Source organism: Burkholderia sp. 9779_493 (assembly GCF_015712215.1).
Lineage (GTDB): Bacteria > Pseudomonadota > Gammaproteobacteria > Burkholderiales > Burkholderiaceae > Burkholderia > Burkholderia cenocepacia.
This window is the reverse complement of the sequence record NZ_JACCQA010000019.1, coordinates 1-25,832: the sequence shown is the minus strand read 5'-3', so window position 1 is coordinate 25,832 and position 25,832 is coordinate 1. Positions and strand designations below refer to the sequence as shown.

Annotated in this window: 28 protein-coding genes; 20 read left to right on the top strand and 8 right to left on the bottom strand. The window is 68.6% G+C overall.

Annotated elements, in window-relative coordinates:
* Positions 1 to 87 precede the first annotated feature (87 nt).
* On the top strand, positions 88 to 1,071 hold the full coding sequence (locus H0X95_RS20375; protein WP_080403552.1) for a LysR family transcriptional regulator: 984 nt from the start codon (positions 88 to 90) through the stop codon (positions 1,069 to 1,071).
* A 30-nt stretch (positions 1,072 to 1,101) separates the two neighbouring features.
* Here H0X95_RS20375 and H0X95_RS20370 read toward each other — a convergent pair whose 3' ends face one another.
* Together H0X95_RS20370 and H0X95_RS20365 are read right to left on the bottom strand one after the other, a co-directional pair.
* A complete protein-coding gene (locus H0X95_RS20370) occupies positions 1,102 to 1,740 on the bottom strand; it encodes a 2-hydroxychromene-2-carboxylate isomerase (RefSeq protein WP_006496191.1) in 639 nt (212 codons plus the stop codon).
* 146 nt (positions 1,741 to 1,886) lie between these two features.
* A complete protein-coding gene (locus H0X95_RS20365) occupies positions 1,887 to 2,705 on the bottom strand; it encodes an IclR family transcriptional regulator (RefSeq protein ID WP_059722141.1) in 819 nt (272 codons plus the stop codon).
* A 173-nt stretch (positions 2,706 to 2,878) separates the two neighbouring features.
* Between H0X95_RS20365 and H0X95_RS20360 the strand changes: the two genes are divergently transcribed.
* The 4 genes from H0X95_RS20360 (at position 2,879) to H0X95_RS20345 (ending at position 7,661) form a co-directional block, all read left to right on the top strand.
* Positions 2,879 to 3,865: a hydroxymethylglutaryl-CoA lyase gene (locus tag H0X95_RS20360; RefSeq protein WP_059722140.1), complete on the top strand. Its 987-nt coding sequence runs from the start codon at positions 2,879 to 2,881 to the stop codon at positions 3,863 to 3,865.
* Entirely contained in the window at positions 3,862 to 5,154 is a 1,293-nt protein-coding gene (locus tag H0X95_RS20355) for a CaiB/BaiF CoA transferase family protein (protein WP_006496193.1), read from the top strand. Before H0X95_RS20360 ends, H0X95_RS20355 begins: the two co-directional genes overlap by 4 nt.
* 82 nt (positions 5,155 to 5,236) lie before the next feature.
* Complete coding sequence (locus H0X95_RS20350; RefSeq protein ID WP_006496194.1) at positions 5,237 to 6,544, top strand: MFS transporter; 1,308 nt, start codon at positions 5,237 to 5,239, stop codon at positions 6,542 to 6,544.
* A gap of 1 nt (position 6,545) precedes the next feature.
* Positions 6,546 to 7,661 carry an amidohydrolase family protein gene (locus H0X95_RS20345; RefSeq protein ID WP_048987724.1) on the top strand — a complete coding sequence of 372 codons (1,116 nt, stop codon included), beginning with the start codon at positions 6,546 to 6,548 and terminating at the stop codon, positions 7,659 to 7,661.
* Between the two features lie 15 nt (positions 7,662 to 7,676).
* On the opposite strand, the gene H0X95_RS20340 is transcribed toward H0X95_RS20345, so the two are convergent.
* The 3 genes from H0X95_RS20340 to H0X95_RS20330 all read right to left on the bottom strand — a co-directional run bounded on the left by H0X95_RS20340 (position 7,677) and on the right by H0X95_RS20330 (position 9,095).
* Positions 7,677 to 8,153, bottom strand: coding sequence for an SRPBCC family protein (locus H0X95_RS20340; protein ID WP_058903545.1), 477 nt, complete (start codon positions 8,151 to 8,153; stop codon positions 7,677 to 7,679).
* A gap of 119 nt (positions 8,154 to 8,272) precedes the next feature.
* Entirely contained in the window at positions 8,273 to 8,758 is a 486-nt protein-coding gene (locus H0X95_RS20335; protein WP_034203191.1) for an SRPBCC family protein, read from the bottom strand.
* Complete coding sequence (locus H0X95_RS20330; RefSeq protein WP_006496198.1) at positions 8,730 to 9,095, bottom strand: ArsR/SmtB family transcription factor; 366 nt, start codon at positions 9,093 to 9,095, stop codon at positions 8,730 to 8,732. The genes H0X95_RS20335 and H0X95_RS20330 overlap by 29 nt, the downstream gene beginning before the upstream one ends.
* Before the next feature lie 204 nt (positions 9,096 to 9,299).
* Between H0X95_RS20330 and H0X95_RS20325 the strand changes: the two genes are divergently transcribed.
* A complete protein-coding gene (locus tag H0X95_RS20325) occupies positions 9,300 to 9,830 on the top strand; it encodes a GNAT family N-acetyltransferase (RefSeq protein ID WP_006496199.1) in 531 nt (176 codons plus the stop codon).
* 161 nt (positions 9,831 to 9,991) lie between these two features.
* Positions 9,992 to 10,570: a hypothetical protein gene (locus H0X95_RS20320; protein WP_059722137.1), complete on the top strand. Its 579-nt coding sequence runs from the start codon at positions 9,992 to 9,994 to the stop codon at positions 10,568 to 10,570.
* Positions 10,571 to 10,609: 39 nt separating this feature from the next.
* On the opposite strand, the gene H0X95_RS20315 is transcribed toward H0X95_RS20320, so the two are convergent.
* The gene (locus H0X95_RS20315; RefSeq protein WP_006483950.1) at positions 10,610 to 11,194 is read right to left on the bottom strand and encodes a TetR/AcrR family transcriptional regulator; all 585 of its coding nucleotides are present in this window, start codon (positions 11,192 to 11,194) and stop codon (positions 10,610 to 10,612) included.
* A 312-nt stretch (positions 11,195 to 11,506) separates the two neighbouring features.
* Here H0X95_RS20315 and H0X95_RS20310 point away from each other — a divergent pair, with 312 nt between their 5' ends.
* Positions 11,507 to 12,211 (top strand): SDR family oxidoreductase, encoded by a 705-nt coding sequence (locus H0X95_RS20310; protein WP_043205262.1) that lies wholly within the window; start codon positions 11,507 to 11,509, stop codon positions 12,209 to 12,211.
* 60 nt (positions 12,212 to 12,271) lie between these two features.
* On the opposite strand, the gene fabV is transcribed toward H0X95_RS20310, so the two are convergent.
* Positions 12,272 to 13,474: an enoyl-ACP reductase FabV gene (gene fabV, locus H0X95_RS20305; RefSeq protein WP_006483953.1), complete on the bottom strand. Its 1,203-nt coding sequence runs from the start codon at positions 13,472 to 13,474 to the stop codon at positions 12,272 to 12,274.
* 167 nt (positions 13,475 to 13,641) lie between these two features.
* Between fabV and H0X95_RS20300 the strand changes: the two genes are divergently transcribed.
* The 6 genes from H0X95_RS20300 to H0X95_RS20275 all read left to right on the top strand — a co-directional run bounded on the left by H0X95_RS20300 (position 13,642) and on the right by H0X95_RS20275 (position 19,205).
* Entirely contained in the window at positions 13,642 to 14,175 is a 534-nt protein-coding gene (locus H0X95_RS20300; protein WP_059722135.1) for a GbsR/MarR family transcriptional regulator, read from the top strand.
* An 88-nt stretch (positions 14,176 to 14,263) separates the two neighbouring features.
* Positions 14,264 to 15,583: an SDR family oxidoreductase gene (locus tag H0X95_RS20295; RefSeq protein ID WP_058902399.1), complete on the top strand. Its 1,320-nt coding sequence runs from the start codon at positions 14,264 to 14,266 to the stop codon at positions 15,581 to 15,583.
* Positions 15,580 to 16,050 carry a DUF2269 family protein gene (locus H0X95_RS20290; protein ID WP_006485758.1) on the top strand — a complete coding sequence of 157 codons (471 nt, stop codon included), beginning with the start codon at positions 15,580 to 15,582 and terminating at the stop codon, positions 16,048 to 16,050. Before H0X95_RS20295 ends, H0X95_RS20290 begins: the two co-directional genes overlap by 4 nt.
* Before the next feature lie 93 nt (positions 16,051 to 16,143).
* Entirely contained in the window at positions 16,144 to 17,013 is an 870-nt protein-coding gene (locus H0X95_RS20285; protein WP_058902398.1) for a thiol-disulfide oxidoreductase DCC family protein, read from the top strand.
* Positions 17,010 to 18,509, top strand: a complete 1,500-nt coding sequence (locus H0X95_RS20280) for a TIGR01777 family oxidoreductase (RefSeq protein ID WP_059722134.1) — start codon at positions 17,010 to 17,012, stop codon at positions 18,507 to 18,509. The genes H0X95_RS20285 and H0X95_RS20280 overlap by 4 nt, the downstream gene beginning before the upstream one ends.
* A 72-nt stretch (positions 18,510 to 18,581) precedes the next feature.
* Positions 18,582 to 19,205, top strand: coding sequence for a glutathione S-transferase family protein (locus H0X95_RS20275; RefSeq protein WP_059722133.1), 624 nt, complete (start codon positions 18,582 to 18,584; stop codon positions 19,203 to 19,205).
* Positions 19,206 to 19,283: 78 nt separating this feature from the next.
* Here the strand turns inward: H0X95_RS20275 and H0X95_RS20270 are convergent, their stop codons facing one another.
* A complete protein-coding gene (locus H0X95_RS20270; RefSeq protein WP_059722131.1) occupies positions 19,284 to 20,705 on the bottom strand; it encodes a serine hydrolase domain-containing protein in 1,422 nt (473 codons plus the stop codon).
* 242 nt (positions 20,706 to 20,947) lie between these two features.
* On the opposite strand from H0X95_RS20270, the gene H0X95_RS20265 reads away from it, so the two are divergent.
* The 6 genes from H0X95_RS20265 to H0X95_RS20240 all read left to right on the top strand — a co-directional run bounded on the left by H0X95_RS20265 (position 20,948) and on the right by H0X95_RS20240 (position 25,674).
* A complete protein-coding gene (locus tag H0X95_RS20265; RefSeq protein WP_006485763.1) occupies positions 20,948 to 21,367 on the top strand; it encodes an HIT family protein in 420 nt (139 codons plus the stop codon).
* Positions 21,368 to 21,620: 253 nt separating this feature from the next.
* Complete coding sequence (locus tag H0X95_RS20260; RefSeq protein WP_006485756.1) at positions 21,621 to 21,791, top strand: hypothetical protein; 171 nt, start codon at positions 21,621 to 21,623, stop codon at positions 21,789 to 21,791.
* Positions 21,792 to 21,954: 163 nt separating this feature from the next.
* Positions 21,955 to 22,614, top strand: coding sequence for a methyltransferase family protein (locus H0X95_RS20255; protein ID WP_034203200.1), 660 nt, complete (start codon positions 21,955 to 21,957; stop codon positions 22,612 to 22,614).
* Between the two features lie 377 nt (positions 22,615 to 22,991).
* Complete coding sequence (locus H0X95_RS20250) at positions 22,992 to 23,429, top strand: hypothetical protein (RefSeq protein ID WP_006496212.1); 438 nt, start codon at positions 22,992 to 22,994, stop codon at positions 23,427 to 23,429.
* Positions 23,430 to 24,270: 841 nt separating this feature from the next.
* Positions 24,271 to 25,107: a bifunctional allantoicase/(S)-ureidoglycine aminohydrolase gene (locus tag H0X95_RS20245; protein ID WP_006487082.1), complete on the top strand. Its 837-nt coding sequence runs from the start codon at positions 24,271 to 24,273 to the stop codon at positions 25,105 to 25,107.
* 333 nt (positions 25,108 to 25,440) lie between these two features.
* Positions 25,441 to 25,674, top strand: coding sequence for a hypothetical protein (locus H0X95_RS20240; protein ID WP_006487081.1), 234 nt, complete (start codon positions 25,441 to 25,443; stop codon positions 25,672 to 25,674).
* Positions 25,675 to 25,832: the final 158 nt, after the last annotated feature.

The window sequence follows — 25,832 nt, the reverse complement described above, 5'->3', positions numbered from 1 at the left end:
GTTGAAGAATGGGATGGACGCGAGTGTGGCGGCACGCGGCCGGCGACGGTAGTGCCGCCTTGCGCAGATTTGTTATACGCTGCACGCATGACCGAAAAATCCCCATCCTCTCCCGCTGCTGGCGGGTCTTCGCGCATTGAGACGGTGCCGGTGGACGGCGCCGGCTATCGTTTCGAGCTGATGGAAACCTTCGTGCGCATAGTCGAGGCCGGCAGCCTGTCGGCGGCGGCCGTGCAACTGCATACGACGCAGCCGACCATCAGCCGCCGGCTGCAGGCGCTGGAAAGTTCGCTCGGCATGCGGCTGCTGCAACGCACGACCCATGCGATGCGGCTAACCGTCGACGGCGAGCGGTGCTTCAAGCGGGCGAAGGAACTGCTGGCGAGCTGGGCGGCGTTCGAGGCCGATTTGCGCGGCGCGCAGGAGGAGCCGGACGGGCTGCTGCGGGTCGCGGTGCCGCACGCGTTCGGGCAAGAGCGTTTCGTCGTGCCGCTCGCGCAGTTCCTGCGCGACTATCCGCGCGTGTCGGTCGAGTGGCTGCTGCAGGACGAGGTGCGCGATTTCGTCGGCAGCGGCATCGATTGCGCGATCCAGGTCGGCGAGCCGACCGATCCGGGCGTGGTCGCGATCCGGCTGACCAAGGTGCCGCGCTTCGTGGTCGCCGCGCCGTCCGTGCTGAACGGCGCCGACGTGCCGGCCGACCCGGACGCGCTGGCCGCACTGCCGTGGCTCGCGTTGCGCACGTACTACCGCAACGAACTCCTGCTGACGCATGCGGCCACCGGCGACACGCGGCGCCTCGCGATCCGCCCGCGCATCACGACCGCGAACCTGTATGCGCTGCGCAGCGCGGCGCTGCTGGGCGTCGGCGCGTGCGTCGGATCGTCATGGTTGCTGGCCGGCGATCTCGCGCGCGGCGATCTCGTGCACCTCGCGCCCGAGTGGCAGGCCGCGCCGCTGCCCGTCTACCTGACCTATCCGCATGCGCAGTTCTATCCGTCGCGGCTCGTGCGGTTCGTCGCGATGATGCGCGAAGCCGTGCCGGCGCTCGTCGAAGGGCGCGACGGCTGACGCGGGCGGCGCGCCGGTGGCGACTCGCGGTCAGCCGCGCCGGATGCCTTCCGGCAGCGCGCTGATGCGGCGTACCTCGGGCGAGTCGAGCCACGCGCGCGACGTCGCGCAGTCGACGAACATGTCGGTCGCGTCCTCGCCCCAGAACAGGTCGCCGTCGAGTACGAAGGTCGGGACGCCGAACACGCCGTCGGCGATCGCGCGATCCGTGTTCGCGCGCAGCGCGTCCTTGACCGGCTGGGCGTCGACGGCCGTCACACCTTCCGGAAAACCGACGGCTTCGCACAGGGCGGCGAAGCCTTCCGGCGTCGATACGTCCTGACCGTCGCGCCAGATATGCCGGAAGATCCGCCGGATCGCGTCGGGCGAGCTGCCCATCGCGATCGCGAGGCGCAGCGGCTTGATCGGATTGAACGGGTGCGCGGGCGGCATCCGGAAGGCGATGCCGAGCTTGTCCGCGCGGTATTGCGCGTGGCGATAGGTGAACACGCGCTTGGCCGCGATCTCCGCCGGCGCTTTCTGGCCCCAGTGCGCGAGCAGCGCGCCGAGCACGATCGGCCGCGGCTCGAACGCGGCGGCGGGCGGCAACCGGTCGAACTGTTCCTGTTGCAGGTAGGCAAACGGCGAAACGAAATCGAAATACCAGGTGGCGGTGCGCGCGGCGTTCATCGCGGGTGTCTCCTCATGCGGGTCCGGTTGACGGTTGCACGCGCGGCGCGGTGCCGGTGAACGACGCGCTGCGTGCATCGGCGGCCAGTGTCGCATGCGGTTGCCTTTCATGCTGCCGCGTCGCCTCCCGGGATGCAGCCGATGCCCTACGAGCGGACCGTGTCGTCCGCTGACGACGCGAGCCGCGCGAGACTGTCGCGCACGGCGGGTGCGTCGTAGCGCGCGCCCGCGCCGCCGAGCGCGACGGTCGCCTTCTGCGCGAGCGGCAGCAGCATCGCGAGCGCCGCCGTCATCGCCGGCGCGGCGGCGAGCCGCGATTTCGGGCCCGACACCGTCAACGCACCGACGCATTCGCCGGCCGCGTTGAACACGGGCACGGACGCCGATGCCGTCTCCGGGTCGCGCTCGCCGTACGACGCGGCCCACAGCTGTTCGCGCACGTCGTGCCAGCGGGCGTCCTGCGTGTCGGTGAAGGCCAGCAGCACCTTCCCCGAGGCGCCCTGGCCGACCGGAAACTCCTCGCCGACGCGGATCGAAACACGCACCGCCCGCGCGGGCTCGACGCGATAGAGCACGGAGCGCACGTCGCCCTGGCGCACGTAGAACGATGCCGTTTCCCCGAGTTCGCGGCTCAGCGTCTCGAGCAGCGGCTCGACTACCGGGCCGACGCGGAACGAACGCTGGTACAGCGCGGCGAGCCGCAACGGCTCGTGCCCGATCGCGTACTGGCCGTCGTCGAGTTTGCGCATGAAGCCGCCATGCTCGAGCGCGGCGAGCAGGCGCAGGATCGTGCTCTTGTACAGCCCGGTGCGGCGCGACAACTCGGCGAGCGACAGCCGGTCGTCGGTCTGGCCGAACGCACGGAGGATCGCGAACGCACGGTCGAGCACGGCGACGCCGCTGGATGCTTCCCCGGTCGCCGGATCGGATGCGTCGCCGGCGTGAACTGCTGGATTCCTCGGCACTGCCTGCTTCCTTCGAATGATGGGTCGGTCGACTATATCGTTCTATCTGACAGAACACAAGTTCCAAAAAAACGCGATTTCACGGGTATACCCCGCTTATCGCCCGTCCGACGTGCGCTTACAGTTCTGTTAAACGGAACTATGTTCTTTCAGATAGAACGATGAGGTGTCGAATGAAGGTTTCCGAAAACACGAAGGTGCTGGTCAGCGAGGTCGGGCCGCGCGACGGGCTGCAGAGCATCGAGGCCGTCATGCCGACGGCCGCCAAACTGCGCTGGATCACCGCGCTGGCCGCGGCCGGCCTGCGCGAGATCGAGGTCGGGTCGTTCGTGCCGGCCAGGCTGCTCCCGCAGATGGCCGATGTACGCGAAGTCGTGGCGCACGCGCTCGCGATTCCGGGGCTGCACGTCGCCGCGCTCGCGCCGAACCTGCGCGGCGCCGAGGGCGCGTTCGACGCGGGCGTGCACAAGCTGACGCTGCCGGTCTCGGTGACGGAAGCCCATTCGCTGGCGAACATTCGCAAGACGCCCGCGCAGATGATCGACGAGGTGCGCGCGATCGTCGCGTTGCGCGACGCGCGGTTTCCGTCGGTGCAGATCGAGGCGGGCGTGTCGGTGGCGTTCGGCTGCACGATCGCGGGCACGGTCTCCGACGACGAGACGATCGCGATGGCGGTGGCGATGGCCGAATGCGGGGTCGACGAAATCGGCCTGTCCGACACCAGCGGTTATGCGAATCCCGCGCAGGTGCGCCGGCTGTTCACGCGGCTTCAACGCGAAGTCGGCGACAAGGCCGGCGGCGCGCATTTCCACAACACGCGCGGGCAGGGGCTCGCGAACGTCGTCGCGGCGCTCGATGCGGGCGTGACGACGATCGACGCGAGCCAGGGCGGCCTCGGTGGCTGTCCGTATGCGCCGGGCGCGACCGGCAACATCGTCACCGAGGATCTCGTGTTCCTGCTCGAGGCGATGGGCTACGACACGGGCGTCGACGTCGACGCGTTGCTCGCCGCGCGCGCGATCCTGCAGGCGGCGCTGCCGTCCGAGGCGCTGTACGGCCACGTGCCCGACGCAGGGTTGCCGAAGGGTTTCCGCTATGCGGATGGTCGCGCTGCGGCGGCTCGACAACCGGAAGGATGCGTAGCGGGAGTCGCACGATGAACGATCGACAACAGGCTGCCGCGCTGCCGTATGCGGGCGTGCGCGTGATCGAGATGACGCACATGGTGATGGGTCCGACGTGCGGGATGCTGCTCGCGGATCTCGGCGCGGAAGTGATCAAGATCGAGCCGATCGCGGGCGACAGCACGCGGGCGCTGCGCGGTTCCGGCGCGGGCTTCTTCGGGATGTTCAACCGCAACAAGAAGAGTCTCGCGGTCGACGTGAAGGACCCGCGCGGGCTGGAGATCGTGCGGCGGCTCGTCGCGACGGCGGACGTCTTCAGCGAGAACTTCAAGAGCGGCACGATGGACCGGCTCGGCCTCGGCTACGCGGCGCTGGACGCGCTGAATCCGCGTCTCGTGTACGTATCGCACAAGGGTTTCCTGCCGGGGCCGTACGAGCATCGCACCGCGCTCGACGAAGTCGTGCAGATGATGGGCGGCCTGGCCTACATGACGGGCCCGGAAGGGCGGCCGCTGCGCGCGGGCGCGAGCGTGAACGACATCATGGGCGGCATGTTCGGCGCGATCGGCGCGATGGCCGCGCTCGCGCAGCGCGAGCGCACGGGCCGCGGCCAGCAGGTGCAGAGTTCGCTGTTCGAGAACAACGTGTTCCTCGTCGCGCAGCACATGATGCAGTTCGCGGTGACGGGGCAGGCCGCGGCGCCGATGCCGAGCCGGATTTCCGCGTGGGCCGTCTACGACGTGTTCTCCGTCAAGGATGACGAACAGATTTTTCTCGCGGTCGTGTCGGACACGCAGTGGGCGCTGTTCTGCGACGCGTTCGGCCTGACCGCGCTGAAGGACGATCCGCGCCTCGCGACCAACAACCTGCGCGTACAGGCGCGCGAATGGCTGCTGCCGGAATTGCGTTCGCGGCTGGCGCCGTATTCGGCCGCGGAGATCGGCGCGATCTTCGAATCGACCGGCCTGCCTTACGCACCGATCACGAAGCCGCAGGACCTGTTCGACGATCCGCATCTGCTGGCCACGGGCGGCCTCGAAGCCGTGACGCTGCCGGCCGACGCGAGCAGCGCCGGCCGGCCGGTCGACACGCGCACCGCGTTGCTGCCGCTGACGCTCGCCGGCGAGCGCCTGCGGCTGCGCTCGGCGCCGCCCGCGCTCGGCCAGGATACGTGCGCGCTGCTCGGCGAACTCGGCTACACGCCGGACGATGCGCGTGCGCTGATCGATGCCGGCGTCGTGGCGGGGCAATACGGCGCGGCAGCCGCCGCGCACGGCGACGCGCCGGGCGGCGCGCCTTCGGCGAACGAAGTGGCGAGCGCGTAGCGCAGCCGCGATTCATCGAACGAACAAAGGCGTCCCGGCCGCGCACCGCGCGGGGAGGCTCGCCGCATTCACGGAGACAACCATGACATCCGCTTCTCCGGCGCTGGCCGCCGATCGCGAGACCGACGCGTCGATCGAGCAACGTGCGGTGCGCAAGGCCGCGTGGCGCTTCATCCCGCTGCTCGCGCTCGCGTATTTCTTCAACTATCTGGATCGCACGAGCGTCGGATTCGCGGCGCTCACGATGAACCGCGATCTCGGGCTGACCGCGACGCAGTTCGGCTGGGGCGCGGGGATCATGTTCGCCGGCTATTGCGTGTTCGAAGTGCCGAGCAATCTCGCGCTGTACCGTTTCGGTGCGCGCCGCTGGCTGGCCCGCATCATGATCACGTGGGGGCTGATGGCGGCCGCGACCGCGCTCGCCACCGGGCCGACGAGTTTCTATGCGATCCGGCTGCTGCTCGGCATCGGGGAAGCCGGATTCTTTCCCGGCGTGATCTTCTTTCTTGCGGTGTGGTTTCCCGCGAGCTATCGCACGCGCGTGCTGGCGTGGTTCACCGTGTCGACGCCGCTGTCGTCGCTGATCGGCGGCCCGCTGTCGACGTGGCTGCTGCAGCTCGACGGCGCGCTCGGGCTCGCCGGCTGGAAGTGGATGTTCATCGTCGAAGGGCTGCCGGCGTGCGCGCTCGGTTTCCTCGTACTGAAACTGTTGTCGGACTCGCCGGAGCATGCGACGTGGCTGTCGGACGACGAGCGTGCCGCGCTGCAACGCGCGTTCGAGCGCGATGGCGCGGCGGCCGGCCGCAAGAAGCGCTTCGGCGTCGCGCTGCGCGACGTGCGCGTGTACGTGCTCGCGCTGATCTCGTTCGGCTTCACGATGGGCTCGTACGGCATCGGCATCTGGTTGCCGCAAATGCTGAAGGCGCACGGGATGTCGACGATGCAGACCGGCTGGCTGTCCGCGGTGCCGTACTTCTTCGCGACGGTCGCGTTGCTGTGGTGGGCGAAGCGGGTGGACCGACGCGGCGGCCCGGTCGCGAACCTGGCGATCGGATTGTGCATCGGCGCGGTGGCGCTCGGCGTGTCGACCCATTTCCTGACCCTCGGGCCCGCGCTCGTCGGCATCACGCTCGCGCTGATCGGCACGATTGCCGGCCGCACGATCTTCTACACGCTGCCGTCGCGCTTCCTGTCCGGCCAGGCCGCGGCCGGCGGGCTGGCGCTGATCAACTCGATCGGCGCGCTCGGCGGCTTCGCGGGCCCCTATCTCGTCGGTTACCTGAAGGACAGTTTCGGCACCTTCACCGCCGGGATGCTCGGCCTCGCGATCGTGCTGGCGATCACGACACTGCTCACGCTGTCGCTGTACGCGTTCGACCGGAGCGAATGACATGACCTTTTCGATCAAACGGCGCCGGTTGATCGGCGCGGCCGCCGCCTCGCTCGCGCTGCCCGCGTTCGCCGACACGCCGGCCCCTGATGGAGCCTCCCGCATGACGCAAAGCAACTACCTCGCGGTCCGCCCCGACTGGCTCGCGTCGGCGCTCGAACCCGCGCTCGAGCCCGACCTGCCGATCGTCGACGCGCATCATCACTTCTATGAACGGCCGGGCTGGATCTACCTGCTCGACGACTATCTGCAGGATGCGCGCTCGGGCCACAACATCCAGGCGTCCGTCTACATGCAGGCGCAGACGCGCTATCGCGATTCGGGTCCCGCGGAGCTGAAGCCGGTCGGCGAGACGGCCTATGTCGCCGGCGTGACCGAGCCGCTGCAGCACGGCCCCGTGGCGGTCGCGAAAGGCATCGTCGGCCATGCGGACCTGCGGCTCGGCGAACGCGTGCGCGACGTGCTGGAAGCGCATCTCGAAGCGGGGCGCGGGCGGTTTCGCGGCGTGCGGCACCTGAGCACGTGGGATGCCGATCCGACGCTCGCCAATCCGCTGTCGGCGGTGCCGCGCGGGCTGCTGCTCGATCCCGCGTACCGGGCCGGCGTCGCGCAGCTCGCGCCGCTCGGGCTGTCGTACGACGCGTGGCTGTTCTTCCCGCAGTTGCCCGAATTGTTCGAGCTCGCGAAGGCGAACCCGGACACGCGGATCATCGTCAATCACTGCGGCGGCGTCGTGCGGATCGGCAGCTATGCGGACAAGCGGCCGGAGGTGTTCGCGCGCTGGTCGGCGTCGATGCGCACGCTCGCGCAACTGCCGAACGTGTACGTGAAGGTCGGCGGCCTCGGGATGCGCATCAACGGATTCGATTTCGAGAAAGGCGCGAAGCCGCCGTCCTCGGCGCAGCTCGCCGACGCGTGGAAACCGTGGATGATGACCTGCATCGACGCGTTCGGCCCCGGGCGCTGCATGTTCGAGAGCAATTTCCCGGTCGACAAGGGGTCGTATTCGTTCGTGAACGGCTGGAACGCGTTCAAGCGTCTGACCGCGCAGGCCGGCGCGGACGAGCGCGACGCGCTGTTCCGCGGCACGGTCACGCACGCGTACCGGCTCGGCTGACGCGCGTACGCCGCGTCACCCGGCTTCCACCAGCGCCGCGAGCCGCGCCAGCGCCATCTGCCAGCCGGTCTCGTTGTCGGCGGCCGGCACGCCGGGCGGGACGCCGTCGTGCACGGCATCCACGCGTGTGCCGCCCGCTTCGTCGGACAGCGTGATCGTGATCGTCATCGCGCCGCGCAGCAGCGGGTCGTCGGTTTCGAATACGTCGATCTCGACGATCTGCTGGTCCGGCACGAGCGTGACGAAGCGGCCGTGATAGGTGTCGGTGTGTGCGGTGGTCTTGCCGGTACCGGCCGCGGGCGCGTCGTAGCTCAGCGACACGCGCAGCGCGCCGCCTTCGCGCGCATCGTACGCATGCACGCGGCACGTCATGCCGTCGGGCACTTTCCACTGTTCGACCGCGTGGGGGTCGAGCAGCGCGCGGTAGACGCGCCCGCGCGGGGCGTTCAGGTGCCGGCTGACCCGGGTCGAATGCGTGTGCATGTGCAACATGTGGCCTCCCGCGAAGCGCGCGCGACGGTGCACGCCGGCGCCCGGCGTGTCGTCATGCTTCCTTCAGGAATCCTAGGCGCGGGCGCGGCGGCATGCAATGACCGCACGCGAGCCGGCGTTCAGCGCAGGGTCGCGGCGAAGGCGTCGAGCTGCGTGATGCAGGTGTTCCAGCCCTCGAAAAAGCCGAGCGCTTCGTGGCGCTCGCGCGTCGCCGCGTCGGGATGCATCACGCGCGCCTCGTAGCGGCTGCCCGCGTCGTCGTCGGCCATCGTGATGATCGCCGTGAAGCCCATCCACGGCGCCTGCGGCCGCCAGCCGCCCGTGAGCATCGACGTGAACGCGATGCGCGATTCCGGCACGATTTCGAGGAAGCAGCCGGGATTGTCGCTCGTGCCGCCGTCGGGGCCGCGCATGAACGTATGGAAGGCGCCGCCCGGCCGCAGGTCGAACGCGCGCACCTCGGTGGTCCACGGTTTCGGGCACCACCATTCCTTCAGCAGATCGGGGTCGGTCCATGCGCGCCACAGCGCCTGGCGCGGCGCGCGCAACGTACGCGTGATGACGAGGTCGTGGGCTTCAGCGGGTTCGACGTGGCTGGCTGACATCTTGCTCCTCCTGGTGACGGCGTTCGACGAATTCGACGAGACGATCGGATCGCGCTTCCCACTGCGCGCGTTGCGCGGCGAGCCACGCCTCGGCCTCGGTCAGCCGGCTGCCGACCAGCGCGCAGGTGCGCGAGCGGCCGGTTTTGCGGGTTTCCACGAGGCCGCTGCGCTCGAGCACGGCAACGTGCTTCATGAACGACGGCAGCGCCATGTCGAACGGCGCGGCCAGCGCGGAGACCGTGCGCTCGCCCTGGCCGAGCGCGCTGACGATCGCGCAGCGCGTCGGATCGGCGAGCGCATGAAAGACGTCGCTGATGCCGGGTTGAAAGTTATCCATTTGGCTAAGTGTAGGCGATGCGGGAAACGCTGCAGCGAAAATTTTCGTCACGTACGATGATGGGGCGGTAACGCGCGCCGATCGGGCGCTGCGTCGCCGGACGTCTGCCGTCGTCGCGCGAGCCTCGACGCCCGGCCGGCGTTCGTTCCGATTCCGGCCCATGCCGAACCCGCGCATGCGGCCCACCTGATTACCGGAGATGGCATGACCGAACCTGTTACCGTCCGCCGCGTCGGCGCAAGCGAAGCGATGGCCTGCGTCGATGCGCTGGCCGACGTGCTGATCGATTGCGTCGAAGGCGGCGCGTCCGTCAGCTTCATGTTGCCGATCGCGCGGTCGACCGCGGTCGCGTTCTGGACGCGCGTGGCCGACGGCGTTGCGAACGACGAGCGCATCCTGCTCGTCGCCGAGGATGCATCGGGCCGGATCGTCGGCACCGTGCAGGTCGTGACCGCGCAGCCCGAGAACCAGCCGCATCGCGCGGACATCTCGAAGATGCTCGTGTCGCGGCACGCGCGCCGGCAGGGCATCGCCGCGCGCTTGATGGCGGCGGCCGACGCGGCCGCGCGCGACGCCGGCAAGACCGTGCTCGTGCTCGACACGGTGACGGGCGGCGACGCCGAGCGGCTGTACGAGCGGGCCGGCTGGCAGCGTGTCGGCGTCGTGCCGAACTATGCGCTGATGCCCGACGGCGCGCTCTGCGCGACGACGATTTTCCACAAGCAGCTCGCGTAACGGCAATCGCCATGTTGAGCGGCATCGTTCCGGGCGTGTCGGGAGCCGCTTCTTGCCCGGCAGCCAACCGTCAGGAATAGCAGGACCGGAGGCAGCCCCGGTCCGATATAGTCGCGTTCTCGCAAAGGACGCCGACAACACGCCACGCAACCGCCGCCTCGATGAAACGCTCCCATGTCGCTTTCGCCCTCACGGGCCTGCTCGTCGCGCTGCCGATTGCCGCGTATGCGCTCGTCAAGCCGCTGCGCGTCGTCGTGCCCGCGCTGGTTCCCGGCGTGTCGTGCCCGCGTGCCGACATCTGCACGGACGATGCCGCGAAGCTCGGCGCCGCGCAGCAGCTCTATCGCGACGGCGCCGCCCGCGCGGCGGCGGCCGTCGGCGGGTTCCGCGCCGCACCGCGCATCGTGTTCTGCGCGACGCGCGCGTGCGCCGATGCGTTCGGCCTCGGCACGCGCGCGGCGCTGACGCTCGGCGATTTCGGCATCGTGATCGCACCGCGCGGCTGGCAGACCTATTTTCTCGCGCACGAGCTGATCCATCACCGTCAGGCCGAGGTACTGGGCAACCTGGCCGTCGTGACCAAGCCGCGCTGGCTGATCGAAGGGATGGCGTATTCGCTCAGCGACGATCCGCGCCATCCGCTCGCGCAACCGTTCGAGGCTTGGCGCACGCGGTTTGCCGCGTGGAATGCGGCGCGCGGTGCGCAGCCGCTGTGGGATGCCGCGCGGGCGATCGAATAGCGCGGCAGCGGCGAGCGCGCTGCGTCGAAGGGTGCGCCGTTACGCCGACGTCACCGGATCGCCGCGTCGGCCGGTCAGCGCGTCCCGCCCCGCGTCGAGGATCTCGTCGGCCAGCGCGGGATCGCTGCCGGCGATCGCGCGGGACAGCACGAGCGCACCGACCATCTGGCTGAAGACCGCCAGCGCGTCGCGACGCGTCTGCTCCGGCGTGGCGCCGTCGGTCGCCACCATCCGTTCCAGTCGATCGAGATACGCGGCGAGCCCGTGCGCGTAGCAGGCGCGCGCCGTCTCGGTCAGCCGCGGCGCATCGCCCGCGAAGCCGGACAGCGGGCAGCCGGCCTCGAGGTTGTCGCGATGCGCGGGTGACAGATACGCGGCCACCTGCGCGTCGAGGCTGCCGGCATTCGGCGAATCCGCGCGGTCGTGCATCGCCTTTTCCATCACTTCGGCGACCAGCGCGTCTTTCGACTTGAAGTGATTGTAGAAGCCGCCTTGCGTGAAGCCGGCTTCCTTCATCAGCTCCGTCAGCCCCACGGCGTCCACGCCGCGCACGCGGAACAACCGTTCGGCGGCCGCGACGATCGCGCTTCGGTTCTCGGCAGCCTGCTGTCTGGATACGCCCATCGATCTCTCCCTGATTGTTGCCGATCGCGTCGATTGAAAAACACGATGGTGATCGCCATTGACATACCCGCGTAGCGCGAACACAATGCACCGCAAAGACAATGGTGATCGACATTGACATCGAGTGTAGCCGACTTGGCGGGCAACACAAAGCCAAGCCGGGCGCGGATGGCAATCGGTCGGCGTCTTTAACGTCGCGGGCAACAACCGGCAGCGAGCGGCTCGGTACGCGATGGCAACCTCGTTTTCCACCGGATCTCATGCGCGCGGCGAGCCGGCGTGCAGGCGATTCATCATGCGAAAGGAACGATCATGAAGATCGAAGGTGCAGTCGTTTTCGTGACGGGCGCGAACCGCGGGCTGGGGCTCGAATTCGCGAAGCAGGCGCTCGCCAGGGGCGCGCGCAAGGTCTATGCGGCGGCGCGCGACCCGGCCACCGTGACGCTGCCGGGCGTCGTGCCCGTGAAGCTCGACGTGACCGATCCGGCGGCGGTCGCGGCGGCGGCCGATGCGGCGCGCGACGTCACGCTGCTGATCAACAACGCCGGCATCGCGCGGCTCGGCAGCCTGACGGACGACGGCGCGCCCGACGCGCTGCGCGATCACTTCGAAACCAACGTGTTCGGGATGCTCGCGATGTCGCGGGCGTTTGCGGGAACCCTGGCGGCCCACGGCGGCGGCGCGATCCTCAATATCCTGTCGGTCGCGAGCTGGGTGAACCGGCCGATCCTGTCGGGCTACGGCGTATCGAAATCGGCCGCATGGGCGTTGACCAACGGACTGCGCCACTCGCTGCGCGAGCAGCGCACGCAGGTCGTCGGGCTGCACGCCGGTTTCATCGATACCGACCTGACGGCCGGCCTCGACGTGCCGAAGGCCACGCCGGCCGACGTCGTGCGCCAGGCGTACGACGCCATCGAGGCGGGAGCGGAGGAAGTGTCGACCGACGAGTTCACGCGGCAGGTGAAGGCCACGTTGTCGTCGGGCGTCTATCTGGAAGAGCCGGCGCCGCGTTGACGGCGCCGGTCATGCGCATCCGCCGCCCGCGCGGTGAGCGCGGCGGCGGCGGTCGACGCGTCAGACCGTCGTGTCGATGATGCCCGGGATCTTCACGTCCGGGTTCACGTCCGCGTCGTAGTCGACGCCGGCGATCTCGAAGCCGAACAGGCGCAGGAACTCGGTCTTGTAGCCCGCGAAGTCCGTCATCTCGTACAGGTTCTCGTTCGTGACCTTGTCCCACATCGCGACGACTTGGTTCTGCACTTGCGGATCGAGTTCCTTGTAGTCCGCGCGCAGGCGGCCTTCTTCGTCGACGTGCGGCGTCGCGCCGTACAGGCTGTCCTTCAGGAGCCCGTACACCTGCTCGATGCAGCCTTCGTGCGTGCCCTTTTCCTTCATCACCTTGAACAGCAGCGACAGGTACAGCGGCATCATCGGGATCGCCGAGCTGGCCTGCGTGACGACGGCCTTCAGCACCGACACGCGCGCATCGCCGCCGTGCGCGGCCAGCTTGTCGCGGATCGACAGCACCTTCTTGTCGAGATCCTTCTTCGCTTCGCCGATCGAGCCGTTCCAGTAGATGTCGTGCGTGATCTGCTCGCCGAGGTACGTGAACGCGGTGGTCTTCGCGCCGTCGGCCAGCACGCCGGCGTCGGCCAGCGCGTCGATCCACATCTGCCAGTCCTCGCCGCCCATCACCGCGACGGTGCCGTCGATCTCTTCCTGCGTCGCCGGTTCGAGCGAGACTTCGCGGATCACTTCCTTGTCGGTGTCGAGGCCGCGGAACGTGACGGCCTTGCCGACCGGCTTGAGCGTCGAGCTGATGGTTTCGCCCGTCTTCGGATGCGTGCGGCGCGGCGCCGCGAGGCTGTAGACGACCAGATCGACCTTGCCGAGATCCTGCTTGATGGTGTCGATCGTGACCTGCTTGACCTTGTCGGAGAACGCATCGCCGTTGATGCTGCGCGCATACAGCCCCTTTTCCGTGGCGAATTTCTCGAACGCGGCGCTGTTGTACCAGCCGGCCGTGCCCGGCTTCGTCTCGCTGCCGGCACGCTCGAAGAACACGCCGAGCGTGTCCGCGCCCGAGCCGAATGCGGCCGAGATCCGGGCGGCGAGGCCGTAGCCGGTCGACGCGCCGATCACGAGCACCTTTTTCGGGCCATTGGCGATCGGGCCGTGCGAAGTCACGTAGTCGATCTGTTCCTTGACGTTGGCTTCGCAGCCGACGGGATGAGTCGTCACGCAGATGAAGCCACGCACGCGCGGTTTGATGATCATGGAAACCTCTGTCTATCTATCGGAAAGGCGGGGACGGCCTGAAATCGGAAAAATCCCGCGCATTGTAAAGGAAGCGGCTGATCGCGGGCGGGCGCGGCCGGAAGCTGCCGGACCGCCCGGATATTTCTCTCTTGACAGAAATAACTGAAAAAACTAAATTCCCCACCATGGAACTCACACCGATTGCCGAACGATTCATTCTCCACTGGGGCGAAATGGGCTCGCGGTGGGGCGTCAACCGCACCGTCTCGCAGATTCACGCGCTGCTCTACCTGGCCGGAAGGCCGGTGGCCGCCGACGAGATCACCGAGACGCTCAACGTCGCGCGCTCCAACGTCAGCACGAGCCTGAAGGAGCTGCAGGCGTGGCGGCTCGCGAAGGTCGTGCACGTGCTCGGCGATCGCCGCGACCACTTCGAGACGTCGACCGACATTTGGGAACTGTTCAAGCTGATCGTCGAAGGGCGGCGGCAGCGCGAGATCGAGCCGACGCTCACGGTGCTGCGCGATTGCCTGACGAATCCGGAGATCGCGAACGAGAGCCGCGGGACCGAACAGCGCATTCGCGACACGCTGCAGTTCGTCGAGACGCTCACGACCTGGTCGGACGAGATGTTGCGGCTCAAGCCCGATACGCTGATGAAGGCGCTGGGCATCGGCGCGAAGATCAGCCAGACGGTCAGGCGCAAGCCGTCGAAGTAAGCGGTAACGGGAGAGCGGGCACGCAGCCCGCTTTTTTCGGGGTTGTTATTTCTGTCTGTACAGAAATAACTGTAAATAAAGGATGGATATGAACGCAGCCTTGCCGTCGACCTGTCAGCCCGAGCGCACCGGCGCACCGGGCATGACCGTGCTCGTCTGCGGCGCGAACGGCTTCGTCGGGCGGGCTCTGTGCGCGCAGCTCGAAGCCGGCGGGCATCGCGTGCTGCGCGGCGTGCGTCACGCCGCCGGCCCGTACGACGTCGCGATCGACTTCGCGCGGGACGTCGATCCGCAAGCGTGGCTCGCGCGGCTGAACGGCGTCGACGTGGTGATCAACGCGGTCGGCATGCTGGCCGATCGACGCGGCGCGACGCTCGACGCCGTGCATCGCGCCGCGCCGTGCGCGCTCTTTACCGCGTGTTGCCGTGCGGGCGTGCGGCGCGTGATCCAGATTTCGGCGCTCGGCGTCGAGCGCGGCGATACGCGGTACTTCGCGAGCAAGCACGCGGCCGACCGTTTCCTGCAGACGCTGCCGATCGACTTCCGCATCGTGCGCCCCGCGCTCGTCTACGGGGCGGCCGGTGCGTCCGCGCGGTTTTTCCGGATGCTCGCGAGCCTGCCCGTGCACGGGTTGCCGGCGGGCGGCCATCAGCGGTTGCGCCCCGTGCATGTCGACGATCTTGCCGAAGTCGTCGCGCGGCTCGTCGCGCTGGCGGGCGATTCGCCGGCGACGGGCAGCCGCGTGATCGACGTGGTCGGCGGTGACGAAGTCGAATACCGCGAGATGCTGGCCGGCTACCGTGCCGCGCTCGGATTTCCGCCGGCGGCGTGCGTGACGCTGCCCGGCGCGCTGGTCGGCGCGGCGGCCGCACTGTTCGGCGCGTGGCCGGGGGCGATGCTGACGCGCGACACGTGGACGATGCTGCGCGCCGGCAACACCGGCGATCCGGCGGCCACCGCGGCGGTGCTGGGCCGGCCGCCGCGCGGCATCGGCAGTTTCATCGGCGCGGATGCCGCCACGCTGCGCCGCGACGCGCTCGCGATGTGGCGACGCCCGTTGCTGCTCGGCGCGCTCGCGATCGTGTGGATCTGGACGGCGATCGCCAGCGCATTCATCCATCCACTGCACGCGAGCCTCGCGCTGCTGGCGCCCGCGCACGTCACGGGGCTGCCCGCGCTGATCGCGCTCTACGCGGCCAGCACGCTGGACTTCGCGTTCGGCATCGCGACCGTCGTCGCGCCGTCGCGGCGCCTGTGGGTCGCGCAAGCGGCGCTGATCGTCGCGTATTCGGCGGTCATCGCGGTCACGATGCCCGGCCTGCTGGCCGAACCGTTCGGCCCCGTGCTGAAGAACGTGCCGATTCTCGCGATCCTGTTGATCCTGTTTTCAGAAGAAGAACACGCATGAATACCTATCTCGTCGTCAAGGCGCTTCACATCCTGTCGTCGGTGCTGCTGGTCGGTACGGGCTTCGGCACCGCGTTCTACCTGTTCTTCGCGAACCGCACGCGATCGGTGCCCGCGATCGCGGCCGTGTCGCGGCTCGTGGTGCGCGCGGACTGGTGGTTCACGACGCCGGCCGTGATCTTCCAGCCGGCGTCCGGGCTGTGGCTCGCGCACACGGCCGGCTGGCCGTGGCATGCGCCGTGGCTGCTCGCGTCGATCGTGCTGTACGCGGTCGCCGGGGCGTGCTGGCTGCCGGTCGTGTGGCTGCAGCTCGAACTCGCATCGATGGCGAAGCTCGCGCACGCGAACGGCGACGCCGCGTTGCCGGAGCGCTACTGGCGCTATGCGAAGCGCTGGGAACGGCTCGGTTATCCGGCCTTTTTCGCGATGCTGACCGTCTACTTCCTGATGGTGGTCAAGCCGATGTAAGTCCGTGGCCGTCGCGCGGTGTGGCGGCGTATGCGGGAAAGCAGGCCATCGATCGATTCATGATCCTGGCGATAACGATAAGGAGTGCAAAGCATGGGTTCGAGTGAATTGGTTCTGTACTTCGACGGACGATGTCCGCTATGTGTCGCTGAAATCCGGCGTCTCGGCGCTCGCGACACGCGACACCGGCTGGCGTTCGTCGATATCGCCGGGCCGGGTTTCGATCCGGCGCCGCTCGGCGTCGACCTGCCCGCGTTGAATCGCGAACTGCATGCGCGCCTGCCCGACGGACGCATGCTGACCGGCATCGACAGCATCGTCGCGGCGTATGCGCTGGTCGGGCGCCGCGGGCGAGTCTGGCTGCTTCGCATGCCGGCGATGCGTGCCGGGTTCGCGTTGCTGTATCGCCGCCTGGCGCGCAATCGGCATGCCGTGTCGCACTGGCTCGGATATCGCTCGCAAGCCTGCAGCGAAGGCGGCGCGTGCAGCATCGGCCGGGATTCCGATAGTGCAGCAGCGAATCGCCCGCCGCGCGATACCCCGCGCCGTATCGTCGTGAGCTGGATGTACGCAGCGGCGCTCGTTCACCTGCTCGTCGGCGTGGTGATGCCGTGGATTGCCGGCGCATCGTGGCTCGACGCGTATCACCGGGAGATCGAGCGGCATTTCTGGACGGGAACCGCACCCGAGGCCGCGCGTGTCCAGCAGGTGTGGTGGTTGTCGCTGATCGCCGCGACGGTGCAATGCGCGGCGGTCTGGATGCTCGCGCTCGTCCATCTCGGCAACCGCTTGCGGAAGCGGGAAGCGTGGGGCTGGTTGCTGGCCGGCCTGTTGATCTGGGCGCCGCAGGACATGCTGTTGTCGTGGCAGGCGCAGGTGTGGGGTCACGTGGCGATCGACGTTGCCGCGCTCGTCGCGATGGTGCCGCCGCTGGCCTGGCTGTGGAGGAGGGATACCGCATGAACACGTTGCCGGCTTTCGACTGGGCGCTCAACCTGCTGATCGTGCAGGGCGCGATGGGCGCATTCGATACGCTTTATCACCACGAACTCACGCAGGACCTGCCGCACCGCCCGCGTGCGCGGCTCGAGCTGGCGATTCATGCGGTGCGGTCCGTGCTGTACGGGCTCGTGTTCGCATCGATCGCGAACGTCGCGTTTCACGGCGCGTGGGTCGCGGCCGTCGCGGCGGTCGTGCTCGTCGAAGTGGGGCTGACGTTGTGGGATTTCGTCGTCGAGGACCGGAGCCGCAAGCTGCCGGCGACCGAGCGCGTGCTGCACACGCTGCTGGCCGTCAACGGCGGCGCGTTGTTCGGGATGGTCGCGATGCAGCTGTCCGCGTGGGCGCACGAGCCGACCGCGCTGCAGCCGATCGATCCCGGCTGGCGCGGCTGGCTGCTCAGCCTGTTTGCCGTCGGCGTGACGGTGTCGGGCGTGCGCGACGGGATCGCCGCGTGCCGCGTCGCGCCGCGCGCGCCGGCCGCCAACCCGTTCGCCGGGCAGCGGCCCGGCAACGTGCTGGTCACCGGCGGGACCGGCTTCATCGGCGAAACGCTGGTGAACCAGTTGCTCGACGCAGGACATACGGTCACGTTGCTGGCGCGCGATCCGCTGTGCGCCGCCTACCTGTTTCAGGGGCGCGTGCGCAGCGTGACGTCCGTCGAACAGTTGCAGCCGCACGCGCGCTTCGACACGGTGATCAATCTCGCCGGCGCGCCGGTGCTGGGTGCACGCTGGAGCAAGCGCCGGCAGGCGCTGCTGCTCGCCAGCCGCGTCGGCGTCACGCAGGCGCTGATGCGCTGGGTCGAAACCGCCGAGGCCAAGCCGCGCACGTGGATCCAGGCGTCCGCGATCGGCTACTACGGCGTGCGGCCGGGCGACGAACGGCTCGACGAGCGTAGCGGCGCCGGCACCGGCTTCATGTCGGCGCTGTGCCGGCAGTGGGAGGCGGCCGCCGCGCCGCTCGCACGCCACGGCGTGCGTGCGGTGGTGCTGCGACTAGGCGTCGTGTTCGGCCCGGGCGGCGCGTTGCGCCCGATGCTGCTGCCGCATTACTTCGGGCTGGGCGGCCGATTCGGCGACGGCGCGCAAGTGCTGAGCTGGATTCACCGCGACGACGTGCTGCGGATCGTGGCGCGCGCGATGTCGCAGGCGGGCATGCACGGCGTCTACAACGCGGTCGCACCGGTGCCGCTGACCCAGCGCGCGTTCGTGCAGATCGTGTCGAAGGTGCTGCGCCGCCGCGCGTGGCTGCACGTGCCGGCCGCGCCGCTGCGCGCCGCGATGGGCGAGATGGCCGAGCTGCTGCTGGACGGGCAGCGCGTAGTGCCCGCACGGCTGCATCAGGACGGATTCATGTTCCGATTCCCGACGGCCGAGCATGCGCTGCGCGACCTGACGAATCGGCCGCACACCGATTTCGCGCACGCGGCCTGCCGTTTTCCGCGAGGTCGTGTATAAATTCGGCGTGAATGCGTTCGGCGCGTGTCGCGCGCCCCGAATGCTCCGCACCCGACCTCACAAGGAGACTGCATGCTGCGCATCCTCGGCAAGATTCCGTCCATCAACGTCCGCAAGGTGCTGTGGCTGTGCACCGAACTGAACCTGCCGTTCGAACAGGAGGACTGGGGCGCGGGCTTTCGCACGACCCACGATCCGGCCTATCTCGCGCTGAATCCGAACGCGCTCGTGCCCGCCATCAAGGATGACGACTTCGTGCTTTGGGAATCGAACACGATCATCCGCTACCTCGCGAACCGCTACGGCGGCGATGCGCTGTATCCGGCCGAGCCGCAGGCGCGTGCACGGGTCGACCAGTGGATCGACTGGCAGGGCGCGGATCTGAACCGCTCGTGGGTCGGCGCTTTCCTCGGCCTCGTGCGCAAATCGCCCGATCACCAGGATCCGGACGGCATCGCGCAGTCGATCGCGGGCTGGACGAAGCACATGCACGTGCTGAATGCGCAACTCGACAAGACCGGCGCGTACGTGGCCGGCAACACCTTCACGCTCGCGGATATCCCGATCGGCCTGTCGGTGAACCGCTGGTTCGGCACGCCGTTCGAGCATCCCGAATTGCCGGCGGTGTCGCGCTATATCGAACGTCTCGCGACGCGCGAAGGTTTCAAGCAATACGGCGGCAGCGCGAATCCGTAATGCTGTGCCCGTAGCGCGTGATGCGGCGGCGCCGTCGCGGGCGGCGCTTCATCGCATCCGGCGGGCGCCGGCCCGTCGTCACGCACCGGGCGCCGGCACCGCGTCGAGCACGCGCGCGAGAAACGCCTCGTGATTCCACGCGGCTTCCGGCCGCGACAGCCCGAGCCGCACGACCACCAGCTGACGGCTCGGCACCACGCTCACGAACTGGCCTTCGTGGCCGACCGCATGAAACGCGTCGGCCGGCATCGCGCGTGCGTGCGGATCGCGATCGTTGAACGGCTCCGGCACCTTGACCCACAGCTGCGCGCCGAATTCCTGCCGCGACGATTGCGGCGTCGCGCGCGTCAGGTAGCGCACCCACCCTTCCGGCAGCAGCCGCTGCCCGTTCCACACGCCGTCCTGCAGCAGCAGCTGGCCGAAGCGCGCCCAGTCGCGTGCGCTCGCATACATGTACGACGCGCTGACGAGCGTGCCGGACGCGTCGGGCTCGAACACCGCGCTGCGCATCCCGAGCGGCGCGAACAGCGCGCGGCGCGGCAACGCGAGGTAGTCGCCGGCGTTGCCGCCCAGCGCCTCGCGCATCACGCGCGCGACGATCGCGCTCGTGCCGCTCGAGTACGACCATTGCGTGCCGGGCGTCGCGACCAGCGGCTTCGCCGACGCGAACCGCGCGGTATCGGGCTGCGTGAACAGCATCACCGCGACGTCGGACAGCGGGTCGTCGTAGTCCTCGTTGAATTGCAGGCCGCTCGTCATCCGCAGCAGCTCGTCGAGCGTGATGGCCGCGCGCGGATCGCCGCTGCCGCGCCATTCGGGCAGCAGCGCCGACGCGTCCGGCGACAGCTTGTGCTGCGCGACCAGCGTGCCGACCAGCGCGGCCGTGACGGTCTTCGTCATCGACCAGCCGGGCAGCGGCGTGTCGGCCGTGAAGCCGGGCGCATAGCGTTCGGCGATCACCTGGCCGCGCCACATCACGACGACCGCGCGCGTGCGGCGCGGCCGCGCCGGATCGGGTTCGTCGAACGCGCGGTCGATGGCGGTCTGCAACAGGTGTGCGTCGATGCCGGCGGGCGGTGTGGCCGGTGCGGGCGGATCGGGTTGCGCGGGCGCTGGATCGGGGAGGGGCGGCAACCCGGCGGGCAAGGTGGCCGCCGCCGAGCCGGTCGGGGACCCGACCGCGAGCGTGCAGCCGAGCCCGGGCCGGAAGTCGGCTTCGCGTTCGGCGAAGCCGGCGAACGTCGCCACCGCGCGATGATGGTCGGGATCGAGCGACGGGCGCACCAGTTTCAGCAGCGGATGGACGCCGGCCATGATGTCGACGTCGATCACGGACGCGGCCGGGCGCCCCGACACGAACACGCCGGAACACAGCGCCTTCGCCGCATAGCCGGTCGCGATCGGCGCGAGCCGGTACAGCATGTAGGCCGTGTAGCCGATCGCGGCAACGAGCGCGAGCGCGACACCGCGCAGCATCAGTTTCTTGAGGGGGATCGTCATGCGCGAGCGTCCTCGGTGGCGTGCCGGCCGGCAACGATCCGGCAGTGTCGCAGGTTCGGGCGACGCGTTGCAATCGCCGCCGCGTGACGCGCGATGACGGCCGCATGCGTGCGCGCTGCCGCGTGCCGACGGGGCGGCCGGCGGCGCGCGTCGGGGCGAGTTGATATCGGGCCGGCCATCGGCCGATAATCGTCCGGCATTGCTCTCCCAGTCCCATTGTCCAACCGAGATCGGAAAACGCCATGTCCTACGACAACAACAACCCGTTCGCCAAAATCCTGCGCGGCGAACTGCCGTGCGTGAAGGTCGCCGAAGACGACGCGACGCTCGCGATCATGGACCTGATGCCGCAGGCCGACGGCCACGTGCTCGTGATCCCGAAGGAGCCGGCCGCGCAGATCTTCGAGCTGTCCGGCGACGCGGCCGCGGCCGGCATCCGCATGACGCAGCGCGTCGCGGCGGCGGTGCGCGCGGCGCTCGAGCCGGACGGCGTGTTCATCGGCCAGTTCAACGGCGCGGCAGCCGGGCAGACGGTCCCGCATGTCCATTTCCACGTGATTCCGCGCTGGGAGGGCGCCGAGCTGCGGATGCATGCGCGCGACGTCGCCGACGCGGCGACGCTCGAAGCGCTCGCGCAGCGCATCCGGGCCCGCTTCGTGTAACAGCGTGATCGCCCTCGGCGCGGCGGCCGCCCACTGGCGGGCCGCTGCGCCGACCGGGCCTGTTTCAGCGGTCACACGAGGTAACACGTGTAACCGCCCGGGAAACTCGGCCGGCCAGGCGCGGCGCTAGACTCCGCGCATTGTTTCATCGAGCGACAGGAAGGGCGGATCGCCTCTTCGTGCCGGCCGCCGCGTGGTGCGGCGGCGCGGCCTTCGCGAGGTGCCATGCGTCTTTCGCGCCGGGAATCGAGCCATGTCCAGACTTCTCATCACGCTTGCCCTGATCGGCGGCCTGTCCGGCTGCTACGTCGCGCCGCCGTACGGCTACGCGCCCGCGCCGGCCTACTACGGTTACGGCTATGCGCCCGCGTATTACGCGCCGCCGGTGAGCGTCGGCATCGGCGGCAACTTCCGCATCCGCTGATCCGGCTTCGGGCCCTGGCTCGGGGCCCCGGCCGCACCGGCCCGGTCGGCCGCCGTTAGCCGGACGATGCGCGCGAATTCGCGCGCCGCATGAAGGGGGCGCACGGCGCCCGGGGTGCGCGGTTCCTATACTTCACAGGAAAGCGCATCCTCGCGAGGCCGTCATGACAGTTACCCCCAAGGTCGTCGTCCTGTCGGGCGTCGCCACGCTCGTCTATCTCGGGCTCGCCGTACTCGGCAGCGGCGGGTTCGCTGCGTTCTTCTCGCATCCTCAGTCAACCGTCGTGGCGATCGCGACACTCGCGATGGCCGTCGCCGCCCTGTTCACCGAAGGCAACCTGAGCAGCGGCGAACGCGAGAACCGCGACAACCGCTGGGTGCTCGCGGCGTTCGCGGTGAGCGGCTTCCTGCTCGCATACCTGCCGGCGCTGACCGACCGCCTCGACATCTGGACCTTCGGTGGCGACACGGTGCGCTGGATCGGCGTCGGGCTGTACCTCGTGGGCGGCGTGCTGCGCATATGGCCCGTATTCGTGCTCGGCAAGCGCTTCAGTGGGCTCGTCGCGATCCAGCCGGGCCATACGCTCGTGACCGGCGGCATCTACAGCCGCATCCGCAATCCGAGCTATCTCGGCCTGGTCGTCAATTCGCTCGGCTGGGCGCTGGTGTTCCGCTCGAGCGTCGGCGTGCTGCTGGTCGTGCTGACGCTCGTGCCGCTCGTCGCGCGAATCCGTTCGGAGGAGGCATTGCTGCGTTCGCAATTCGGCGCCGAATACGACGCGTATTGCGCGCGGACGTGGCGGTTGCTGCCCGGCGTGTACTGACCCCGTCATCTTTTCCCCGACCGTCGTCCGGATGCCCGTTACCGGCGTGTGCAGATGTGTTGCCACGTGTGTCTCGAACGTGCGATCGCGTGCATGACCGGCGTGCCGCAACGTGGGGTCGGACCGATGCGGGAGCCAATGCCGGCAAGGGTTTCAGCCGGATTCGACGGCCCCGTTGAATGTCTGTGATTCGTAAACAACTTGTTACCACAATGTCCACGGCAAGGATGCGGGACCGGTGCTATTCTTCGCCGCAAGCTCATTGAAATGAATTGGTCCGCGGTTCGGCACAATGCCTGGCCCGACGTCGATCGATTCAGATCGTCGTACCGAGCGGACCTCGATAACCAGAATTGCGAACAAGGAAGAATACGGGAATGTGGAAGAAAATCGCCCCCGCTCTCGTCGTCGCCGCGTTGACCGGCGCGACTGCACTGCCGGCAATGGCCGGTGACTTGAACAACGCGCTCGGCGGCGCGCTCGGCGGGGTTGCCGGCGCAGCGGTCGGCGGCGCGGTCGGCGGCAGCACGGGCTCCGTCATCGGCGGCGCGATCGGCGGCGGCGCCGGCGGCGCGGTGACGTCGAACCGTCGCGAGCGCACCGGCGCGATCATCGGCGGCGCCCTCGGCGGCGGCGCGGGTACCGCGGCCGGCAACGCGATGGGCGGCCGCACGGGCGGCCTGCTGGGCGCGGCGGTCGGCGGCGGCGCCGGCGCGGCGCTCGGCGGCAACATGTCGCGCAGCTCGTACGATCGCGATCACGGCGACCGCGGCTACCGTCACCGCAAGCACCGTCACCACCGCGACTGGGACTGATCGCCGCTGGCGCGGCACGGTGCGCGATCCGCGCACCGGCGCGCCGACGGCGTCGGGACTTCGACGCGAACCTCAGCCCGGCAGCCTGCCGGGCCGCTTCGCCGGCCAGACCGGTGATGCGCCTCCGGCTTCAATCAGCCACTGCCATGGGCCCGATCGACGGGCCGGCCATCCTCCTCCCGCCGTCTCCCCATTTCGTTTGTCGACGACATCGCGTCCCGCGCATGAATGTGCCCGGACGGGATGGGCCGAATGTCCTCTGCTTTCCGTTCGCCGCGTCGGCTCGTTCCAGCCTGACGTGAGCGTATCCCGCGACCCTGCTGCAGCGATCCGCTGTCGCGCGCTTGTCGATCGCCCTCGATCCGCTTAACGGGACGTGTTGAATTGCGCATGGGTACGCCGTATTGCCGGGTACGGACGCATCGCGCGCACCGCGCAACCGTCAGGATTTCCCTGATGGTCGGCATGCCCCGCAACGCCTCCCGACCGCGCGTCGCGGGCGGCGGCGGGTAGTGGGAAATCGAATGGATGTCATCGCAACATTTAATTGGTCGATCGAGATCGACTTCGCTATCGTCGGCGATGCTCGCGTACGGAGTCGAACCGTGCCGCTGTCCGCGCCTCGCCGCATGATCGCGAGCGCCGCGGCCCGGCCGCCGGCCCGCCGCGTCCGATGAACCGGACGGACCCGACGCGAAGCCTGGCCGACCGACCGAAGGCGCATGCGCCTTCAAGCCACCCCGGCAACGATGTCCCGCCCCGCATGCGTGCCCCACGCGCATGCGGACCGCCCGATGCCGTTTGCGCCCGGGGCCGGACCAACCCATTGCCTGGATGCAATATGTCTAAGACAACGTATTACGCGCCGCATGGCGGCCACCCGCCGCAGACGGATCTGCTGACCGATCGCGCGATGTTCACCGAGGCGTACGCGGTGATCCCGAAGGGTGTGATGCGCGACATCGTCACGAGCTGGCTGCCGTTCTGGACCCACACGCGCCTGTGGGTGATCGCGCGCCCGCTGTCGGGTTTCGCGGAAACCTTCTCGCAGTACATCGTCGAAGTGAATCCGGGCGGCGGCAGCGACAAGCCCGAGCAGGACAAGAACGCCGAAGCCGTGCTGTTCGTCGTCGAAGGCGAAGCCGAGCTGACGCTGCAGGGCCAGAAGCACACGCTGAAGCCGGGTGGCTATGCGTTCATCCCGCCGGGCGCGGACTGGACGCTGCACAACGTCAGCGATGCCGCGGTGCGTTTCCACTGGGTGCGCAAGCACTATCAGGCGGTCGACGGCATTCCGTTGCCGGAAGCGTTCGTGACCAACGAGCAGGACGTCGAGCCGATCCCGATGCCAGGCACCAACGGCGCATGGGTGACGACGCGCTTCGTCGACATGAGCGACATGCGTCACGACATGCACGTGAACATCGTGACGTTCGAGCCGGGCGGCGTGATTCCGTTCGCTGAAACGCATGTGATGGAGCATGGCCTGTACGTGCTGGAAGGCAAGGCTGTCTATCGCCTGAACCAGGACTGGGTCGAGGTGGAAGCCGGCGACTTCATGTGGCTGCGCGCGTTCTGCCCGCAGGCTTGCTATTCGGGTGGGCCTGGCCGGTTCCGTTATCTGCTGTACAAGGATGTGAACCGTCACATGAACCTGACGCTGAACCCGGCGCGCTGAAGCGTCGCGCAAGTCGGATATGAAAACCCGCTGGTGTGAGCCGGCGGGTTTTTTTTCGGGTTCCGCGCGGGTTTCCTTGGATGTCGGGTGGCGACCCGGAACGGCCCTTCAGATTTATCCAAAGCGGCCAATCGTTGCGACCTGCGGCGGGATTTTATAGCCACGCTCGACGAGTATCTTGGCCTCGGCGCGACTGCGGAATCATTCCCGATTAAATCGCTTCTCCCGCAGGGTGCCGTTGGAACCTTCAACGGAGTCGTTCTGCCAAGGGCGGCAAGAACGGACACAGCGTGTACGATCTGGTCTTCAAGAAAACCATCCAAGGAGAGAGGAATGAATCCGGAACAGGCCCGAGCCGAAGAAACCGAGGCGATGGAGCGCATGGTGGCCGCCACGCTGCGCGTGCAGAGTACGTTCGCCTCGATGCAGAAGCAATTTCCGCCGCAAGGCAGCGGCGAGCCTTCGCCGTTCGCGCTGCAAACCTTTGATGCTGCCCTGCAGGAACTTGAAGACGCACAGGCCGCGTTCGATGCGCTGCTGAACGATCTGATCGACGGTAACCGCTAAAGGCTACGCCCTTATCCGCACCGATTGTCGAGAACCTGTCCGCATTTTTGTGGGCGAGGCGGTTGAACAACAGGTTATCCACGCGCCTGCGTGAATCGCTCGCCGAACAGGATAGCAAACTGGTTCATCGCTGATTTCCAGTCGAAGGCGGCCCGCAC

Coding starts and splice junctions, on each gene's coding strand:
- H0X95_RS20375 (WP_080403552.1), top strand. CDS start 88: ATGACCGAAAAATCCCCATCCTCTCCCGCTGCTGGCGGGTCTTCGCGC.
- H0X95_RS20370 (WP_006496191.1), bottom strand. CDS start 1,740: ATGAACGCCGCGCGCACCGCCACCTGGTATTTCGATTTCGTTTCGCCG.
- H0X95_RS20360 (WP_059722140.1), top strand. CDS start 2,879: ATGAAGGTTTCCGAAAACACGAAGGTGCTGGTCAGCGAGGTCGGGCCG.
- H0X95_RS20355 (WP_006496193.1), top strand. CDS start 3,862: ATGAACGATCGACAACAGGCTGCCGCGCTGCCGTATGCGGGCGTGCGC.
- H0X95_RS20350 (WP_006496194.1), top strand. CDS start 5,237: ATGACATCCGCTTCTCCGGCGCTGGCCGCCGATCGCGAGACCGACGCG.
- H0X95_RS20345 (WP_048987724.1), top strand. CDS start 6,546: ATGACCTTTTCGATCAAACGGCGCCGGTTGATCGGCGCGGCCGCCGCC.
- H0X95_RS20340 (WP_058903545.1), bottom strand. CDS start 8,153: ATGTTGCACATGCACACGCATTCGACCCGGGTCAGCCGGCACCTGAAC.
- H0X95_RS20335 (WP_034203191.1), bottom strand. CDS start 8,758: ATGTCAGCCAGCCACGTCGAACCCGCTGAAGCCCACGACCTCGTCATC.
- H0X95_RS20330 (WP_006496198.1), bottom strand. CDS start 9,095: ATGGATAACTTTCAACCCGGCATCAGCGACGTCTTTCATGCGCTCGCC.
- H0X95_RS20325 (WP_006496199.1), top strand. CDS start 9,300: ATGACCGAACCTGTTACCGTCCGCCGCGTCGGCGCAAGCGAAGCGATG.
- H0X95_RS20320 (WP_059722137.1), top strand. CDS start 9,992: ATGAAACGCTCCCATGTCGCTTTCGCCCTCACGGGCCTGCTCGTCGCG.
- H0X95_RS20315 (WP_006483950.1), bottom strand. CDS start 11,194: ATGGGCGTATCCAGACAGCAGGCTGCCGAGAACCGAAGCGCGATCGTC.
- H0X95_RS20310 (WP_043205262.1), top strand. CDS start 11,507: ATGAAGATCGAAGGTGCAGTCGTTTTCGTGACGGGCGCGAACCGCGGG.
- fabV (WP_006483953.1), bottom strand. CDS start 13,474: ATGATCATCAAACCGCGCGTGCGTGGCTTCATCTGCGTGACGACTCAT.
- H0X95_RS20300 (WP_059722135.1), top strand. CDS start 13,642: ATGGAACTCACACCGATTGCCGAACGATTCATTCTCCACTGGGGCGAA.
- H0X95_RS20295 (WP_058902399.1), top strand. CDS start 14,264: ATGAACGCAGCCTTGCCGTCGACCTGTCAGCCCGAGCGCACCGGCGCA.
- H0X95_RS20290 (WP_006485758.1), top strand. CDS start 15,580: ATGAATACCTATCTCGTCGTCAAGGCGCTTCACATCCTGTCGTCGGTG.
- H0X95_RS20285 (WP_058902398.1), top strand. CDS start 16,144: ATGGGTTCGAGTGAATTGGTTCTGTACTTCGACGGACGATGTCCGCTA.
- H0X95_RS20280 (WP_059722134.1), top strand. CDS start 17,010: ATGAACACGTTGCCGGCTTTCGACTGGGCGCTCAACCTGCTGATCGTG.
- H0X95_RS20275 (WP_059722133.1), top strand. CDS start 18,582: ATGCTGCGCATCCTCGGCAAGATTCCGTCCATCAACGTCCGCAAGGTG.
- H0X95_RS20270 (WP_059722131.1), bottom strand. CDS start 20,705: ATGACGATCCCCCTCAAGAAACTGATGCTGCGCGGTGTCGCGCTCGCG.
- H0X95_RS20265 (WP_006485763.1), top strand. CDS start 20,948: ATGTCCTACGACAACAACAACCCGTTCGCCAAAATCCTGCGCGGCGAA.
- H0X95_RS20260 (WP_006485756.1), top strand. CDS start 21,621: ATGTCCAGACTTCTCATCACGCTTGCCCTGATCGGCGGCCTGTCCGGC.
- H0X95_RS20255 (WP_034203200.1), top strand. CDS start 21,955: ATGACAGTTACCCCCAAGGTCGTCGTCCTGTCGGGCGTCGCCACGCTC.
- H0X95_RS20250 (WP_006496212.1), top strand. CDS start 22,992: ATGTGGAAGAAAATCGCCCCCGCTCTCGTCGTCGCCGCGTTGACCGGC.
- H0X95_RS20245 (WP_006487082.1), top strand. CDS start 24,271: ATGTCTAAGACAACGTATTACGCGCCGCATGGCGGCCACCCGCCGCAG.
- H0X95_RS20240 (WP_006487081.1), top strand. CDS start 25,441: ATGAATCCGGAACAGGCCCGAGCCGAAGAAACCGAGGCGATGGAGCGC.